Genomic DNA, 16,602 nt, shown 5'->3' on the forward strand with positions numbered 1-16,602 from the left:
GCTATGTCTGTCGACCGGTGGCCGACCTGCCGCCGATCCACTTCGCAGATGCGGTATGACGGTGGCATATCAAGGGCGGCCCGCCCGGAACGATGCCAGCCGACTGGAAGGGTGATACCTGCCCGAAAGGCACCTTGCCGAAGGTCTTGGGTCATAGGATTGCCTCCTCCCCCAGACTGCCGGTGCGGGTGGAAGAAGAGCTTGGGTATACGCCGAAAAACACCCGGAACACGCCCTTTACAGGGTTGATCCGCCGCATTTACGCGGCCACATTAACATTGTCGAAAGGACGCAGTTCCTTGAGACACCGGGCGAAATACGAACCCCACAACAAACTAAAACCAGCCAGAGCCGAAGCGACGGACGATATTCCTGCGTCCGCCGATGGACAATCGCCTCTAAGGCGACCCCGCCATGGGCCCCGACATGGGCCGGCCGTCGAAAATCGGCCGTCCCAGGAAGCGTTGGAGAGGAGGCATTCGCGTGCTGAAGAAACTGCTGACCGGTGAAAACGCCAGCCTGACCCGCTACATCGAGGAGTCCAAGCGCTTCCCCATCCTTGCGCCGGATGTCGAACGCGACCTAGCCATTGCCTGGCGGGAGCGCGGAAGCCCGCAGGCCCTGGAACAGCTCGTGGGCAGCCACCTCCGCCTCGTCATCAAGATCGCCCGCGGCTTCGGCGGCTATGGCCTGCCGCTCGTCGATCTGGTCGCCGAAGGCAATGTCGGCCTGATGCAGGCGGCCCAGAAATTCGATCCGCAGCGCGGCTTCCGTTTCGCCACCTATGCCACCTGGTGGATCCGCGCCGCGATCCAGGAATACATTCTGCACAGCTGGTCGCTGGTGAAAATGGGCACCACCGCCGCGCAGAAGAAGCTGTTCTTCAACCTGCGCCGCCTGAAGAGCCAGATGGCCGAACTGGAACAGGGCGACCTGTCGCCGGAGACCGTGGCCACCATCGCCGCCGAGCTGGATGTGCCGGAGACCGAGGTGGTGGAGATGAACCGCCGCCTGGCCGCCAACGACAGCTCGCTGGACGCCACCCTGTCGACCGATGGCGAAACCAACTGGCTGGAACTGCTGGCCGACGACCGCCCCACCCAGGACACCATGCTGGCCGACGCCGACGAACTGGCGCTGCGCCGCCGGCTGGTCGGGCAGGCGCTAGACCGGCTGGATGCCCGTGAGCGCCGCATCCTTTTCGAACGCCGCCTGAAGGACGATCCCTCCACTCTGGAAGCGCTGAGCCAACAGTTTTCGGTGTCGCGCGAACGGGTACGCCAGATCGAGGTGCGGGCTTTCGAAAAGCTCCAGAAGGCGGTGCTCAGCGCCGCGCAGGCCCTGCGCCGTCCGGCCACGCCGATGGTGGCCTGACCCAGCCGATTGTCCCGTCAGGCGGACGCGATGCCGGACGGGCGTCTTGCGGAGCCGGCCAGCCGGTCGGTCACCGCATCGTTGCCGCGGGCTTTCCGCCCGCCAGTTGCCTCCAGACCTGTCACCTTCACGCCGGCGGCGCCCTTGGCCCGCCGGCATTTTCTTGCGCGGACAGGCTATCGCCGGGTCTCAGTCCGTTGTCACACGTTGCGTTTGTTGCTGCTTTTGGGTGCTGTGCGACAAAGTGACCGGTTCAAAGATGCGAATGCTTGCGCATGATGTGCCGCTCGCGGGAAAGATTGCATTTTCTCCAATACTTAGTACGCTAGTCATATCTCAAATGGGAGAGGGGCTCCATGTCGCACGCTGCCCAGACTCAATCGATCATTGACCGCATCACCTTCCTGCGCATCGACGAGGCGACGAAGGCGACCCTGCGGGAGTTCCAACCCTATCTGGCGCAGCGCATCGATCAGATTCTCGAGGAATTCTACGGCTACCTCCGTTCGGTGCCGCAGGTGGCGCCGATGCTGGTCAATCCAGCAGTGACCGGCCGGGCGCGCGATCTGCAGAAGCAGCACTGGCTGCGCAACGTCTTCACCGGCACCTTCGACGAGGCCTATGTCAGCCAGGTTCTGAAGATCGGTCAGACCCACCAGCGCATCGGGCTTGAACCGCGCTGGTATACGGGCGCCTACTGCTTCACCCTGAACAAGTTGATCGAACTCGCTGCCCAGATCCACCGCAAGAAGCCGGAAAAGCTGTCGCAGCTCCTTCAGGCCATCAACAAGGCGGTGTTCCTGGACATGGACCTCGCCACGTCGGTCTATATCGATCTGAACACTGCGGCGATCATCGCGCGTGAACTGGGCAGCACCGCCGACAGCTTCGAGCGCGAGGTGAAGGGCGTGGTCCAGGCGGTGGCGAGCGCCGCCCAGCAGCTCCAGGGCACCGCCCAGGCGATGAGCCGCACTGCCGAGACGACGAGCGAGCAGTCGACCCAGGTCGCCGCCGCCGCCGAAGAGGCATCCGTCAACATCCAGACCGTCGCTGCGGCGGCGGAGGAATTGACCGCCTCCATCGGCGAAATCAGCCATCAGGTGACCCAGTCGGCCGCCATCGCCAACGCCGCGATGACGGAGGCCGAACGCACCAACGCCACTGTCCAGGGGCTTGCCGACGCCGCCAGCCGCATCGGTCAGGTGGTGAAGCTGATCCACGACATCGCCAGCCAGACCAACCTGCTGGCGTTGAACGCCACCATCGAGGCGGCGCGCGCGGGCGAGGCGGGCAAGGGCTTCGCCGTCGTGGCCAGCGAGGTGAAGAGCCTCGCCAACCAGACCGCCAAGGCGACGGAAGAGATCAACTCGCAGATCGGGGCCGTCCAGGGTGCGACTCAGGAGGCGGTCGGCGCCATCCGCTCCATCTCCGGCACCATCGCCCGCATCAACGAGATCTCCACCTCCATCGCCACCGCCATGGAGGAACAGGGTGCCGCCACGACCGAGATCGCCCGCAACGTCCAGCAGGCCTCGATCGGTACCCGCGAGGTCAGCGAGACCATTGTCGCGGTGAACGCCTCCGCCAACAATGCCGGGGAAGAGGCCCGTGAAGTGCTGGAGGCGACCAACGAGTTGTCTCGCCAGTCCAACACATTGCGGACAGAGGTCGAACGTTTCCTTGCCCGCGTCCGCGCCGGCTGATCCGGTCCTCCGGTCTCGAAATGAAAATGGCGCGTTCCACGGAACGCGCCATTTTCATATGGATGCTTTGAACTTTGAATTCCGCCTGAATACGGTGGCTCACGGCATCGTGCGAACTACCAGGTCGCTGACCGGAATATTCTCGGCCTGAGCGGCGCGCCGAACATCTTCGGCACTGCGCCAATGACTGCGACCGCCCAGGCTGGTGAGAATACCTCCCCGCATCGCCACGAACAGCCCCGTACGTCCCAGATTGACAATTCTCATCATGATCTTACCCCCGCCCAATTTCTTGCATTTTAGAGAATTTATTTAGATTCTCACTCTGGAAGAGGATACCTCTCTGTCCAAAAGAGGTATCAGCACATACCAGGTCGCGTCAATAAGACTTCCGTCACTCAACTCGATGACGAATTCATAGGCCACTCTTCATCTGAAAGCCTTCGCCTTCATCCCACCACGGTCTATATTTATTTACTTTTGTTTATATGAAAATTTTAGAGACTTTCGCTGCATCCGTTGAATGGCTCCGCCTGTCCAAAAGCCTTATCCCGACAGCGTCGCGTGGGAACGACCGCGTGCCGTGTAGGGTTGTCACCGAAAGTCGCTGTCCAATCGACGGCATGCAGCGGGAAAGAACCTGCGAGGCATCGGCATCATGGCAACTGCACACCGCCGTACCGGCCCCTGCGGCACGGCCAACAACGACTGCGTTGGTGCGGAATCGGAAGAGAACGGCGGCAAGCGCGCCATCCTTGCTTTGCCATTGACGATCCGTCAGGCAAGACAGGAAGATTTGCCGACCTTGGAGTGGTACGGCCAGCACACACCCCATCGCGAGATCATAGCGGGTGCCTTCCGTCTGCAGGAGCGGGGCGACGGCTCAATGCTGTTGGCCGACGTCAATGGCTTCCCCGTCGGCCAGATCTGCATCGACTTCCTGCGCAAGCGGCCGAGTGGCCGGGCCACGCTGTGGGCTTTGCGGGTGTTCCAGCCGTTCCGAGGGTTGGGCATCGGCGGCCGGCTGGTGCGGGCGGCCGAGCGGGTCGTGATCCAGCGCGCCGTCCCCTACGCCGAATTGGGCGTCGACCGCGACAATGCCGGCGTCCTGCCCTTTTATGAGCGGTTGGGATACGAACATTGTGGTCGGGAACGCGGCCAGTTCCTTTACCATACGCCCGAGGGACGGCTGGTCCGCGTCGCCATCGACCAGTGGCTTCTGCACAAGCGGCTGACCGAAGGGGCGGAGTCCGCCACGGCAGCTCCCGACAACGGTCGTTGCCTGCGGCTTGCCGGGGACTGACCGCTATTCCGCTGCTAACGCCGCACCGACCGGAAGGGGCACCAGCCTGGCCGCCCGCCTGCGCGGCAGGAAGATGCGGGCGCCATCCAGGATATTGCCCAACTCGCCCATTGCATCGACTGCCATGCACAGCGCCACCGGCGGAAGCCAACGGTCGAACAACTGCGCCGCCACCTCCGCATCGCCGCCCTGGACCGCAGCCAGGGAATCCAGCAGTGCCGCCTCGTCGGCACTGATGCGGGTGCAGGCCGGGCAACGGATCTCAGGCTTGCGGGCCCCCGCCACCGCGAAGGTGCCGAGCAGCGCGAACAGCGGCAGCAGGGCCGTGTTCGGCACGCCGGCCACGTTCAGCCCGATGCGCATCGACGCCATCGCTCCGGCGGTGCCGGCGCGGAACCACTGTCGGACGCCGGTCAACAGCGCCCGTTCGGCCGTCGTCAGGTCCATCACAGTCCATGGCGACGGCCGCCCTTCTTCCATCGTCCCGCACATACCGCAGCTCCTTCATCCGGTTGCAGGAGCATCCTAGCGCCTCTCCATTTCAATTGCGAGTCATTCTTATTTGCGATGCTGCCTGTGACAAAAATCGGGCGGCCGTGACAGCGGGAATGCCGGAAAGGTCGCGTTAACGAACCAAGGCAATCCTGAACCGACTCGCAGTACAGGGGGATCGGTCGGGATGATTCGGACACTACGGGGAGCTGTTTTCGGACTGGTTGCGGTGATCGGGATTGCTGTTGCGTCGGGCTTGACAGTAGCCCACCCGGCAGCGGCCCAGATCGTTTTGAAATCCGCTTATGGGGAGGCGTCACTGGTCGGCCCGGCGAGGGCGCGCGGCGCGGTGGTGTGGAGCCACGGCCGTTCGGTGGACTCCGAGGATTCGGAGGCTCCCACCCCGCTCTACATGAAGGCGCTGCGCGACGCCGGCTGGGACGTCTACCGGTTGGACCGCATGCGCGTCAGCGACACGCTGCCCAACAGTTCCCGTGCACTTGCCAGCTATTCGGAAGCGCTGAAGGCCAAGGGCTATCGCCGGGTCGCCCTGACCGGCCAATCCTTCGGCGCCTTCATCTCGTTGATCGCCGCCGGACAGACCAACGCCATCGACGCCATCATCGCCACCGCCCCTGCCGCCTTCGGCAATTTCACCGAGGCTTTCGACAGCTACCGCGAGAATGCAGCCCAGCTCTGGCCGATCCTGCGTGAGGTTCGCCGGGCGCGGGTGATGATGTTCTTCTTCCACGGCGACGATTTCGATCCGGGCGGACGTGCCGAGCCGGCCCGCAACATCCTGTCTCAGCGCGGGCTGAGCAGCATGATCGTCGACCAGCCGTCGCTGCTGACCGGCCATGGCGCCGCCAACACGGGCCTGTTCGTCCGCCGCTTCGGCGCCTGCATCGTCCGCTTCGCCGAGGAGCCGCCGACTCCGAACGATCCGCCCTGCGACGAATCCTGGGGTCGCAGCCCCAGCGCGGAACTGCTGCAGGCCGCCCTGCCCGCCAACGCGTCGGGCTCCGCCAAGGGCAATGACGCCACCGCGGCGCTCCGCCCCTATATGGGCACGTGGTACGGCAGCTACATCAACGGCCGCGAGGTCGCGCTGTCGGTGGAAAAGGCGGAGGGCGACGCCGTCTATGCCGACTATGTGCTGGGCGTCGGCATGGAAGCCGACCAGCCCTTCGAACGGGTGCGCCGCAAGGGCCGGATCGAGAATGGCGAACTGGTCTTCGACGAGAAGGGCCGCAACATCCTGCGCTACCGCCTGCGCCCTGACGGCCGCGTTGCCGCCAGTTGGCTGGACAAGGACGGCCACGGCCGGCTCGACACCGTGCTGCGCCGGGTGAACTGACCTTCCAGGGCGGCGGGCGCACGGCCCACCGCCCTCTCCTCCTCAGCCCTCGGCGAGGAAGTTGCGGACGATCGCGATCTGCTCGTCCGTCATCAGGGACGGGGCGTGGCCGGTGTTGGGGAATTCCACCACCCGCACCAGACCGGACGCTCCCGGTCCACGCTCCGCCATCCGCTCCGCCGTCTCGGCGCTCAACAGGTCCGAATCCGCGCCGCGCAGGACCAGCACCGGGCAACGCACCCGGTCCCACAGCGCCCACAGATCGACGTCGGCAATGGGCGCGGTCTTGAACGCCTCGCCGATGGCGGGATCATAGGCAAGGCGGAAACGGCCGTCGGGCAGTGGACGGGCGCTGTGCTCCGCCATGTGGCGCCAGCATTCGTCGCTGATCGTACCGAAGCCCATAAGGATGAAGCGCAAATAGGATTCCAGTGCCGGCAGATCCTCGAACACCGGGTCCTTGCCGACATAATCGGCGATCCGCTGCAATCCGGCCTGGGCGATGAAGGGACCGACATCGTTGATGACCATGCGGCGGATCGGGCTGTTGGCCTGCGCCGCCAGAGTCATGCCGATCAGCCCGCCCATGGACGTGCCGACCCAATCGACCGTCTCCACCCCCATGCGGGCGATCAGCGCCACCATGTCGGCGCAATATTGCGGATAGCCGTAGAGCGCCGGAACCGGCAGCCAGTCGCTACGCCCGCGCCCGACCACGTCCGGGCATGCCACCCGCCAGCCGTCGGCCAGCGCCAGAGCCAGCCGGTCGAAGTCCCGACCGTTGCGGGTCAGTCCATGAACGCACACTGCCGTCCGCGCGGCGTCGTCACGCCCCCACTGGGTGTAGGCGATCTTGTGAAACCCGGCGGCGCTGAGGCCGAGGACGTTGCGTTCGGACATCGGCACGGGCGGGCACTCCTGTTCGGATTCGACTTCCCGGTTCAACGGGGCTCATCCCTTTTTCGGCGATTTGGCGCCGCGTGGCAACTCCGCCTCCGCATCGCCACCGGAGGCGGCGCGGATGGCGGGCAGCGCCGGCGACGGCTCGGCCACCGTTCGATCAAAGGGATGCCGGGTATCGTCATAAAGGCGGCGGATGACACGGACATAGTTGCGCGTCTCCGCATAGGGAGGAACGCCCTTGTAGCGGTCTACCGCCCGTTCGCCGGCGTTGTAGCCGGCCAGCGCCAGCGTCACGTCGCCCTGAAAATAAGCCAGCAGCCAGCGCAGATACTTCACCCCGCCGGTGATGTTCTGCTTCGGGTCGAAGACGTCGCCAACGCCGAACCGGTCGGCCGTGTCGGGGATCAACTGCATCAGGCCCGCAGCGTCCTTCGGCGATACCGCATCGGTGCGGAAGGCGCTTTCCGCCTGGATCACCGCCAGCACCAGCGCCGGATCGATGCCGTATTTCGGCGCGATGGAGTTTACCAGCGCCACCACCTCCGCCGGGGGAGGACCGATCTCACGCACCGGACCGGCACCGGGACGGCACCAGGGACGGATGCGCCCCATGCGGCCGGGAACATAGTTGACCAGCCGCCGCGCCTCCGGATGGCCGCGCGACGCGGCGGCCCGCAGCCATGCGGTGCCGAGCCGCCGGTCCTTGCGCACGCCCTTGCCGAACAGGTAGCGGCGGGCCAGCCGGAAGGCGGCGTCGGCGTCGCCCTGTTCCGCCAGTTCGCAATCGCCGGATTTACTTTTCAGCGAAGGCGGCGGCAGTTCGGCCACCGCATTCGGCTTCGCCGCGGATTTCGCATCCGCCGCCTCGGCGATGGATACCCCCCCGATGCCGACGCCACACAGCGCCAGCGCGATCAGCGGCACCATCACGACACGACGAAAAAGCAACCCACAACCCTCCTGCGATCCCGCTCCACGCTACGGGAAGCGGAAGTATGGTGTTGCAACCTGTTCAGGACAAGGGTGGGTCGACAAGCGTGGGTTATGGCCCGCGGCGGCGGCGACCCTGCTTCTTCGGGGCACCTTCGGGAATACCGCGGCCCTGGCGGGCACTGCTGATGCCGATGCTGCCGGGCGTCTCCAGCCCCAGATCCATCGCCTCCAGCCGGCGCAGCTCGTCGCGCAGGCGGGCGGCCTCTTCGAATTCCAGATCGGCGGCGGCGGCGCGCATGCGCTTTTCCAGATCGGCGATGACGTTCTTGAGGTTGTGCCCGACCAGTTCGTTGGCATTCAGGCCGGTCTTCACCGTCACATGGTCGCCGCGCTCGAACACGCTTTCCAGGATGTCGCCGATGGCCTTCTTCACCGATTCCGGCGTGATGCCGTGTTCAAGGTTGTAGGCCATCTGCTTTTCGCGGCGGCGCGCCGTCTCGTCGATGGCGTATTTCATGCTGTCGGTGATCTTGTCGGCATAGAGGATGGCCCGGCCATCGACGTTGCGCGCCGCACGGCCGATGGTCTGGATCAGCGAGGTCTTGCTGCGCAGATAACCTTCCTTGTCGGCGTCCAGGATCGCCACCAGCGCGCATTCCGGGATGTCCAACCCCTCGCGCAGCAGGTTGATGCCGACCAGCACGTCGTAGGCGCCGAGCCGCAGGTCGCGGATGATCTCGATGCGCTCCAGCGTCTCCACGTCGGAGTGGATGTAGCGCACGCGCAATCCCGCCTCGTGCATGTACTCGGTCAGCGCCTCGGCCATCTTCTTGGTCAGGGTGGTGACCAGCACGCGATAGCCCTTGGCGACCACCTCCTTGCACTCGCCGATCAGGTCATCGACCTGCGTTTCGGTCGGGCGAACGATCACCGGCGGGTCGATCAGACCGGTCGGGCGAACCAACTGCTCGGTGAAGACGCCGCCGGTACGCTCCAACTCCCACGGGCCGGGGGTGGCCGAGACGAAGACCGTCTGCGGCCGCATGCCCTCCCATTCCTCGAACTTCAGCGGCCGGTTGTCCTTGGCGCTGGGCAAGCGGAAGCCGTAATCGGACAGCGTCGATTTACGCACCAAGTCGCCGCGATACATGCCGCCGATCTGCGGCACCATGACGTGGCTCTCGTCAACGATCAGCAGAGCGTCGCCCGGCAGATACTCGAACAGGGTCGGCGGCGGATCACCCGCTGCGCGGCCGGTCAGATAGCGGGAATAATTCTCGATGCCGGCGCAGGAACCGGTGGCCGCCATCATCTCGATGTCGAAGGTGGTGCGCTGCTCCAGCCGTTGCGCCTCCAGCAGCTTGCCTTCGGCGGCGAACTCCTCCAGCCGGTCCTTCAGGTCCTTCTTGATCTGATTGATCGCCTGATTCAGCGTCGGCTTCGGCGTCACATAGTGGCTGTTCGGATAGACGCGCACGGCCTCCAGCGCCGCCAGCTTCTCGCCGGTCAGCGGGTCGATCTCGTGGATGCCCTCGATCTCGTCGCCGAACAGCGAGATGCGCCACGCCCGGTCTTCCATGTGGGCCGGGAACAGTTCCACCGTGTCGCCGCGCACGCGGAACAGACCACGGCCGAAGGCGGCATCGTTGCGCTTGTATTGAAGCTCGGTCAGCTTGCGCAGCAACTCGGGCTGGGCGATCACCTCGCCCTTGCGCAGATCGACCGTCATCTCCGAATAGGTTTCGACCGAACCGATACCATAGATGCAGGACACCGACGCGACGATGATGACGTCGTCCCGCTCCAGCAGAGCCCGCGTCGCCGAGTGGCGCATGCGGTCGATCTGCTCGTTGATCGAGGACTCCTTCTCGATATACGTGTCGGTGCGCGGGACGTAGGCTTCAGGCTGATAATAATCATAGTAGGAGACGAAGTATTCCACCGCATTGTTCGGGAAAAAGGACTTCATCTCGCCATACAGCTGCGCCGCCAGCGTCTTGTTGGGCGCCAAAATCAGCGTCGGACGCTGCACCGTCTGGATGACGTGCGCCATGGTGAAGGTCTTGCCCGACCCGGTGACGCCCAGGAGCACCTGATCCTTCTCGCCCTGCCGCAGCCCGGCGGTCAGTTCCTCGATGGCGTTCGGCTGGTCGCCCGCAGGTTGGAATTCCGACGAGATGACGAACTGCTTTCCGGCTTCCAGCTTCGCGAGCGGCCTGGCGGGAATTGCGGACAGGACAGGACTTGCCATGGGGCGGCGATCCGATCAGAGGAGGGGTACGGAACGGGAACCGATTATATGGCCGCAACGCCCCCGTCTGTCGAGCGCAGGCTGAGCGGCAATTGCGATATGATGCACGAACATTCCGAAGCTCGACTTCCTGAGACGCTTCGATCCACGATCATCAGCGGACGGGAAACCTCGCATAAATGGCGCGCAAGTTGATCGTACCAGTGCGGAACGCTCGATAGCTTGAACGGCGCAATACAGTATGGCATTGTGCCGTTTAGAGTGTGAAGTAGATGCGGTTCACGAAGCCTGTCCAAAGGGGTCAATACAAGGCCACCCTTGCACAAGCGCAGCCACAACTTGCGGCTGCGGCGTTTCGTGGATTGGCTGTTGTTGTGCATTCGGCGGATCGTCCATGTCAGACAAGTTCTTCTCCGAGATTTCCGACACACTCACCTCCGCCCGTTCGGTCGAAGACCTGACCCGTCCTCTGCTGAGCCTGTTGGAAGCGGTAACGGAACTGGAAGCGACCTACCTGACCCGCATCGACCGGGAACTGGGTGTGCAACGCGTTCTGTTCGCCTACAACACCAAGACAATGCAGATTCCCGAAGGGCTCGTCGTTCCCTGGGAGGGAACCCTGTGCAAGCGCGCGCTCGACGAAGGACGGTTCCATACCGACGATGTGCCGACTCTGTGGGGCGACTGCGACGCCGCCAAGGCTCTCGGTATCCAGACCTATGTCAGCACTCCGGTTCGGCTGAATGACGGCACTTTGTTCGGAACCCTGTGTGCCGCAGGGTCGGAGCGCAAGCCACTGACCCCGAAGGGAGAGCAGGTACTCCGCCTCTTCTCCTCGCTGATCGGCCTGCATGTGGAGCGGGAACAGCTTCTCGAAAACCTTCAAACCGTCAATACCGCGCTGGAGGCCCATTCCTTCACCGACGTGCTGACCGGACTGCCCAACCGCCGCTTCCTTCTGAAAGAGATGGACCGCCTGTTCAACGATGCCGAGCGGACAGGGCAGACGGTCCTGATCGCCTTCATCGACCTCGATGGGTTCAAGGCGATCAACGACCACCATGGCCACGAAATCGGCGATGAGTTCCTGATCGAGGTGGGCAAGCGACTGTCGGCCGGCCTCCGGGCAGGAGACATCCTTGCCCGCTTCGGCGGCGACGAATTCATCGTCACCGGCCTGGGTCCATCCGGTGACGCCGAAGGTCAGGCGGCTGCGGAGGCCTTGTGCAACCGCTTGGCCCCGTTGCTGATCGGGGACTACCAGTTGCACGGCATCACCCTGCACTATTCCGGCGCAAGCTTCGGCCCCACCGCCGCCGACCCCCGCATCGTCAATGTGGAGGCCGCGCTGCGGGCGGCCGATGCCGCCATGTACGAGGTGAAGCGGGAACGGAAAACGCGCAAGGCCTGATGGGGGCCGGGCAGCACCCCAACCTGACGGCCCGACCCCGACGCCCCTACCCCAACGCCTTCGGGTTCGATATCCCCAGACGAGCCTGTACGATGGCCTCCAGCGAATCCATCAGCACGTCCTGGCCCTCGTGGTCGAAGTCTCCGGCGGCGATCTCGATGCACAGGCGGTGCTGCAAAGCCTCCACACGCTTGCGCAGATCGTCGCCGGACAGGCCGTCGTCGGCGTCTTCGCCATAGAGCAGGGCGAGCGCGCCCAGCATCGAATGACCGGCGGCATCCAGCCCCTTCAACTCGCGCTCGGCGATTTCCAGCGCGTTGGCGACCATCAGGGCGGCAAAGCGCGCCTCCGGCGCCACATGGGGAAGAACGTCGGACCGGAAGGTGGAGGCGGCGATCTGCAGCAGACCGCGGGCGTCGGGATTGGTGCGCATCAGGCCACCTTCTCCACCGCTCCGGACGCCATGCTGCCGATGGCGCGGAGATGGCGCAGCATGTCCAGTTCGATTTCCGGCAGCATCCGCCCGGTCAGCGCCAGCTCCAACGAAGATTCGGCGCCGGAGCTGTGACGCAGCCCCTGCTCCACCGCGATGGCCGCCCAGCGCAGGTAAGCGGCCGTCTCCCAATAGGCGACGCGCGCGGGATCGACGCGGCGGCCGGAGGTCTCCTCATAGCCGGCATAGAAGTCCGCACGGTCGGCGATGCCCCCCGCCTCTCGGTCGGGCCGGCGGAACCGCCAGGAGCGGGCGCAGAACCAGCCCAGATCCTCCATCGGGTCGCTGAACCCGGCGAACTCCCAATCCAGGATCGCTGTCAGCGCACCGTCCTTGACCAGATAGTTGCCGGTTCGGAAATCGCGATGGCACAGCACCACCGCACCCGGCAGCGGAGCGTTGACCTCCATCCAGCGCAGGCCCCAGGCGATCACCGGATCGCGGCGTCCAAGGTCGCCGAACCAGCGGCGATACTGAGCCAGCGTCTCCTGCGCCGGGCATTCCGGCGCCTCGCCCAGCCTCTCCAGCCCCTCGGTCTCCGGGGTGATCCGGTGCAGCCGGCCAAGCTGTCGGCCAAGTTCGCGCGCCAGTTCCGGCTGGGCCGCTTCCGACCGCGTCACCGCATGGCCGGCGCCCAGCCCATCGGCGCGGCGCATGATGTAGAAGTCATGGCCAAGCACGGCCGGGTCGTCGCAGGCGAACAGCGGTTCGGGCGCCATCACGCCGCCGGCAAAAGCGGCGCGCAGCACCACGAATTCCCGCAGCTTGCCGATGCTGGCCGAAATACGCCCGCCGCCCTCGGCCCGCAGCACGCAGGCATGCCGGCCGGCAAGCGACCCGCCATCGATGTCCAAGGTCACCGCAAGGTTCAGGGAGATCGCGCCACCGCCGAGCCGTCCATCCTCAGTCACCACGACGCGGGATGCGCCGGCCTGTGCGGCCAGCCAATTTTCCAGACGAACGCGATTGTCGCCCGACAGCAGCGACGGCGGCGACTGGTCGGACGCTTTGACGACATGCATGGCGTTCTCCCTCCAGAGGTTGCTTGGCGCGTTGGTCCGCGCGTCCTTATCGATTTCAGCCGCCGATGGTAGGCACGAAGCGCTGTTGCCGACAAGTTTCACCTTGGTGGGAAAAGCGACTCTACCCCCAAAAAAGTCGGCCCCTCCCCCGCCCTTGCAGGCGGGAAAGGGGCCGTCGGTCGGCGTGATGCGGAGAGGCGTTACGCCGCGATCGGCTGGTTCGTCCCCTGCTCCTGGCCGGCCGTGGCGGCCTGCTGGGTGGCGGGGACCGGCGCCGGCTTGGCCTCGCGGACCGGCAGCATGTCACCGATACCGAAGGCGACGGCCATCAGGTTCGGGACCGCCATCGCGGCGAGCAGAACCGACCACAGCTCCAGCGACAGGGTGCCCAGCGGGTTGACCAGGGCGGCGGTGGCCGACGAGGCGACCAGCGCGGCGGACAGCCATGCTTCGGGCTTGGCGCAGAAGCGGCCGGCGGTGCGCTTGCCGCCCTTGGCGGTCACCCGGAAGGCGTCGTGCTTGCGAACCAGACCGCGGACGACGGCCAGGGCGACCGTGGTGGAGAGCGCCATGCCGACGGCGCAGGCGCCCAGGCTTTCCTTCCAGCTGTTGCCGGAGGCGTAACGCGAGGCCAGCAGGCTGGAGCCGGCGCGGAGCACCAGGGCACCCAGCACGGCGGCGGTTGCGGCCACCGGCGGCAGGTGCAGCGGCAGAACCAGCGAGGCGAAGGTCCAGACCACGGCGGCGGCGGCGGCGAACAGGCCGACGGCGTCGGACCACCAGCGGATCCAGTTGGTGACGTAGCCCAGCTTCTGCCGCGCGCTCAGCTCGGCCGCACCCGGCAGGAACTTCTTCCAGTGGGCCCGGACGATCTGCGTGGAGCCGAACACCCAGCGGTCGCGCTGCTTGCGGAACTGCATGAAGTTGTCCGGGGCCAGACCGGCGCCGAGCCGCTCGTCGGTATAGGCGGCGCGGTAGCCGGCCGACAGGATGCGCAGGCCCAATTCGGTGTCCTCGCAGATGCCGGCTTCCGACCAGCCGCCGACCTGATCCATCGCCGAGCGGCGCAGCATGATCATCGTGCCGTGGCAGATGAAGGCCTGGGAGGAGACGCCTTCCTGCATGCCGACGTCGAAGAAGGGGCGGTATTCGGCGGTCATCGCCGACTTCAGCGCGGTCTCGTGGCCATCGCGGTGTTCCTGCGGAGCCTGGACGATGCCGACCGACGGATCGGCGAAGGTCGGAGCCAGCTTCGACAGCCAGTCGGGCGACACGGTGTAGTCGGCATCCAGCACGGCGACGATCTCGGCCGACGGATCGGTGTGGCGCAGGGCGGCGTTCAGGGCGCCGGCCTTGAAGCCGGAGATCTTCTTGTACCAGTGGAACTTGAACTTGCGCCCCAGCGCCTGGCACATCTCCTCTACCGGACGGACCAGATGCTCCTCCTCGGTGTTGTTGATGAGGACGACGACCTCGTAGTTCGGGTAGTCCAGCCGCGACAGCGAGGCCAGCGTGGCGTTCAGGACGTCCGGCTGCTCGCGGCAGGCGGCGACGTGGATGGAGACCATCGGCTTGTGGTCGATGCTGGGCACGGCATGCGGCAGCAGCGCCGGGGCGCGGCCGGTCAGCAGCCGGCGGGCGACATCCACCAGATCGGCGAAGGCGACGCTCATCATCAGGGCGCCCAGCGCGAAGGCGGAGCCCCAGGTGGTGACCGCACCGAAGGTCAGATATTCGGCGAAGGCGCCGGCGACGGCGGAGCCGATGGCAAAGCCGATGATGTTGGCGCCCAGCGAGGCGGCCAGCGCGAAGCCGGCATTGGTCCGGCGACGGAAGACGGCGAAAGCCGACAGGGCCAGACCGACGGCGAGCGCCACGCCCGCACCGACCCGCTCGCCATAGGGGGCGGCGACGGCGCCGGTCATCGACCATTTCGGCTGGCGGTCGGCATCCAGCACGCCCCAGGTCGGGCCGGGCGAGCCTTCGATGGTCGACTTCCAGATGCCGTCGAAGGCCTCGACGACGTTGTAATGGATGCCGAGCGCATTGGCTTCCGCCGCGAACCCGCGGACGACCGCGGCCTGCGCCTCCGGCGTCGGGTAGGCGTCGTGGAAGTTCTCGCCGCCCGAAGGCCAGCCCACTTCGCCGACGAACAGCGGCTTGCCCGGATGCGCCTTGCGCACGGTGTCGAGCCGGTCGCGGATCCAGGTCAGCGCATCGGTGACCGGCACGCCTTCCCAGTAGGGCAGCACGTGGACGCCCATGAAGTCGGACGCCTTCACCGTGGCGTCGGCCTTGACCATTTCAGACCACACGTCGGCGGTGCCGACCTTGATCGAAGCCGGAACGGCGGCGCGCACACGCTTGATGTAGCCGGCCAGCTCGGCATCCGTCAGTTCGGCGCGCAGCAGAGTCTCGTTGCCGACGACGATGCGCTTGATGCCGCGGAATTCCTTGGCCAGCGCGATGCCGTGCATCACCTCCCGCTCGTTGCGGACCTTGTCCTTGCTCAGCCAGATGCCGAGCGTGACGTCCAGCCCCTTGGACACCGCGATCTCCGGCACCTCGCCCTGCGAGCCGAGCGTCGAGTAGGTACGAACGCCATCGGCGAAGCCGGCGATGGCGGTCATGTCCTTCTCGATGTCCTTGCGCGGGACGATCGGCTGGTGATTGGGATCGTAATTGCGCCCCGAGGGCGAGTAGGACACCGATTCTATGCGGCCGGGTTCCGCGTCCACCGCCGTGGGCGCGTTGCGCCAGGACCAGAAGGACGCGTGGCCGGCGGTCACGGCCAGCAGTGCGGCGGCGATGGCTGCGCGCCGGATCGAGTTCTTCGGGTTGCTCATGGGGAGTTCGCGTTGCCCTGTTGCTGGGTGGACGTTCGCCACCGGACATCCGCACAAACGGGCAGACCGACTTCCCTATTCCGTCACTTCCGAAAATTTTTTGTGCGCTGCGGAGAACGGAACCCTGCCGGTCGCCTCCTGTTGGACAACGTCCGGTTCCATACTCCCAAAAACACAGGAGAGCGCCCCATGGCCACCCGTCACGAAGACAGTCCGGAACACAAGAAGGCCCACGATCTGGCCGAACAGGCACTGGACAAGGCCGCCGGCGGCGATCCCCGCAAGGCGCGCGACCTGATCGAGGAAGCCAAGCGCATCGACCCCAAGATCGGCGAGGAGATGTCCCGCGAAGCCGCCGAGGATCAGAAGAAGGCCGACAGGTACGTCGACAAGACCGACAAGTGAGCGAATGCCCGCTGCCCCCTCCCCAACCCTCCCATAGGCGCTAACATGAGAGGGAAGCGATAGACGGGTCGGGCGTGACGAATTGCGCTGGGCTGTGTTTTTCCTGGAT

Annotated in this window: 13 protein-coding genes; 6 read left to right on the forward strand and 7 right to left on the reverse strand. The window is 65.6% G+C overall.

The window, feature by feature from the left end:
- Positions 1–483: 483 nt before the first annotated feature.
- The 3 genes from rpoH to FZ029_RS13200 all read left to right on the forward strand — a co-directional run bounded on the left by rpoH (position 484) and on the right by FZ029_RS13200 (position 4,380).
- Complete coding sequence (gene rpoH, locus FZ029_RS13190; protein ID WP_085089494.1) at positions 484–1,374, forward strand: RNA polymerase sigma factor RpoH; 891 nt, start codon at positions 484–486, stop codon at positions 1,372–1,374.
- A 356-nt stretch (positions 1,375–1,730) separates the two neighbouring features.
- Positions 1,731–3,077 carry a globin-coupled sensor protein gene (locus FZ029_RS13195; protein WP_149196904.1) on the forward strand — a complete coding sequence of 449 codons (1,347 nt, stop codon included), beginning with the start codon at positions 1,731–1,733 and terminating at the stop codon, positions 3,075–3,077.
- 658 nt (positions 3,078–3,735) lie between these two features.
- The gene (locus FZ029_RS13200) at positions 3,736–4,380 is read left to right on the forward strand and encodes a GNAT family N-acetyltransferase (protein ID WP_149269641.1); all 645 of its coding nucleotides are present in this window, start codon (positions 3,736–3,738) and stop codon (positions 4,378–4,380) included.
- Between the two features lie 3 nt (positions 4,381–4,383).
- Here FZ029_RS13200 and FZ029_RS13205 read toward each other — a convergent pair whose 3' ends face one another.
- A complete protein-coding gene (locus FZ029_RS13205; RefSeq protein ID WP_246457416.1) occupies positions 4,384–4,827 on the reverse strand; it encodes a hypothetical protein in 444 nt (147 codons plus the stop codon).
- Positions 4,828–5,164: 337 nt separating this feature from the next.
- On the opposite strand from FZ029_RS13205, the gene FZ029_RS13210 reads away from it, so the two are divergent.
- A complete protein-coding gene (locus FZ029_RS13210) occupies positions 5,165–6,229 on the forward strand; it encodes an alpha/beta hydrolase (protein WP_247892292.1) in 1,065 nt (354 codons plus the stop codon).
- A 42-nt stretch (positions 6,230–6,271) separates the two neighbouring features.
- On the opposite strand, the gene FZ029_RS13215 is transcribed toward FZ029_RS13210, so the two are convergent.
- The 3 genes from FZ029_RS13215 to uvrB form a co-directional block, all read right to left on the reverse strand.
- Positions 6,272–7,129, reverse strand: a complete 858-nt coding sequence (locus FZ029_RS13215) for an alpha/beta hydrolase (RefSeq protein ID WP_343075095.1) — start codon at positions 7,127–7,129, stop codon at positions 6,272–6,274.
- A gap of 51 nt (positions 7,130–7,180) precedes the next feature.
- Positions 7,181–8,080 carry a lytic transglycosylase domain-containing protein gene (locus FZ029_RS13220; protein WP_247892293.1) on the reverse strand — a complete coding sequence of 300 codons (900 nt, stop codon included), beginning with the start codon at positions 8,078–8,080 and terminating at the stop codon, positions 7,181–7,183.
- 94 nt (positions 8,081–8,174) lie between these two features.
- The gene (uvrB, locus tag FZ029_RS13225) at positions 8,175–10,316 is read right to left on the reverse strand and encodes an excinuclease ABC subunit UvrB (RefSeq protein WP_149269643.1); all 2,142 of its coding nucleotides are present in this window, start codon (positions 10,314–10,316) and stop codon (positions 8,175–8,177) included.
- Between the two features lie 394 nt (positions 10,317–10,710).
- On the opposite strand from uvrB, the gene FZ029_RS13230 reads away from it, so the two are divergent.
- Positions 10,711–11,727, forward strand: coding sequence for a sensor domain-containing diguanylate cyclase (locus tag FZ029_RS13230; RefSeq protein ID WP_149269644.1), 1,017 nt, complete (start codon positions 10,711–10,713; stop codon positions 11,725–11,727).
- 46 nt (positions 11,728–11,773) lie between these two features.
- Here FZ029_RS13230 and FZ029_RS13235 read toward each other — a convergent pair whose 3' ends face one another.
- The 3 genes from FZ029_RS13235 to FZ029_RS13245 form a co-directional block, all read right to left on the reverse strand.
- Positions 11,774–12,160, reverse strand: coding sequence for a DUF6285 domain-containing protein (locus FZ029_RS13235; protein ID WP_149269645.1), 387 nt, complete (start codon positions 12,158–12,160; stop codon positions 11,774–11,776).
- Entirely contained in the window at positions 12,160–13,242 is a 1,083-nt protein-coding gene (locus FZ029_RS13240) for a phosphotransferase family protein (RefSeq protein ID WP_149269646.1), read from the reverse strand. Before FZ029_RS13240 ends, FZ029_RS13235 begins: the two co-directional genes overlap by 1 nt.
- A gap of 200 nt (positions 13,243–13,442) precedes the next feature.
- The gene (locus FZ029_RS13245; protein WP_149269647.1) at positions 13,443–16,088 is read right to left on the reverse strand and encodes a glycosyltransferase; all 2,646 of its coding nucleotides are present in this window, start codon (positions 16,086–16,088) and stop codon (positions 13,443–13,445) included.
- A gap of 189 nt (positions 16,089–16,277) precedes the next feature.
- Between FZ029_RS13245 and FZ029_RS13250 the strand changes: the two genes are divergently transcribed.
- Positions 16,278–16,493: a hypothetical protein gene (locus tag FZ029_RS13250; protein WP_149196892.1), complete on the forward strand. Its 216-nt coding sequence runs from the start codon at positions 16,278–16,280 to the stop codon at positions 16,491–16,493.
- Positions 16,494–16,602 lie beyond the last annotated feature (109 nt).

The sequence above is a fragment of the Azospirillum sp. Sh1 genome (assembly GCF_008365135.1).
Classification (GTDB): Bacteria; Pseudomonadota; Alphaproteobacteria; order Azospirillales; family Azospirillaceae; genus Azospirillum; species Azospirillum oryzae.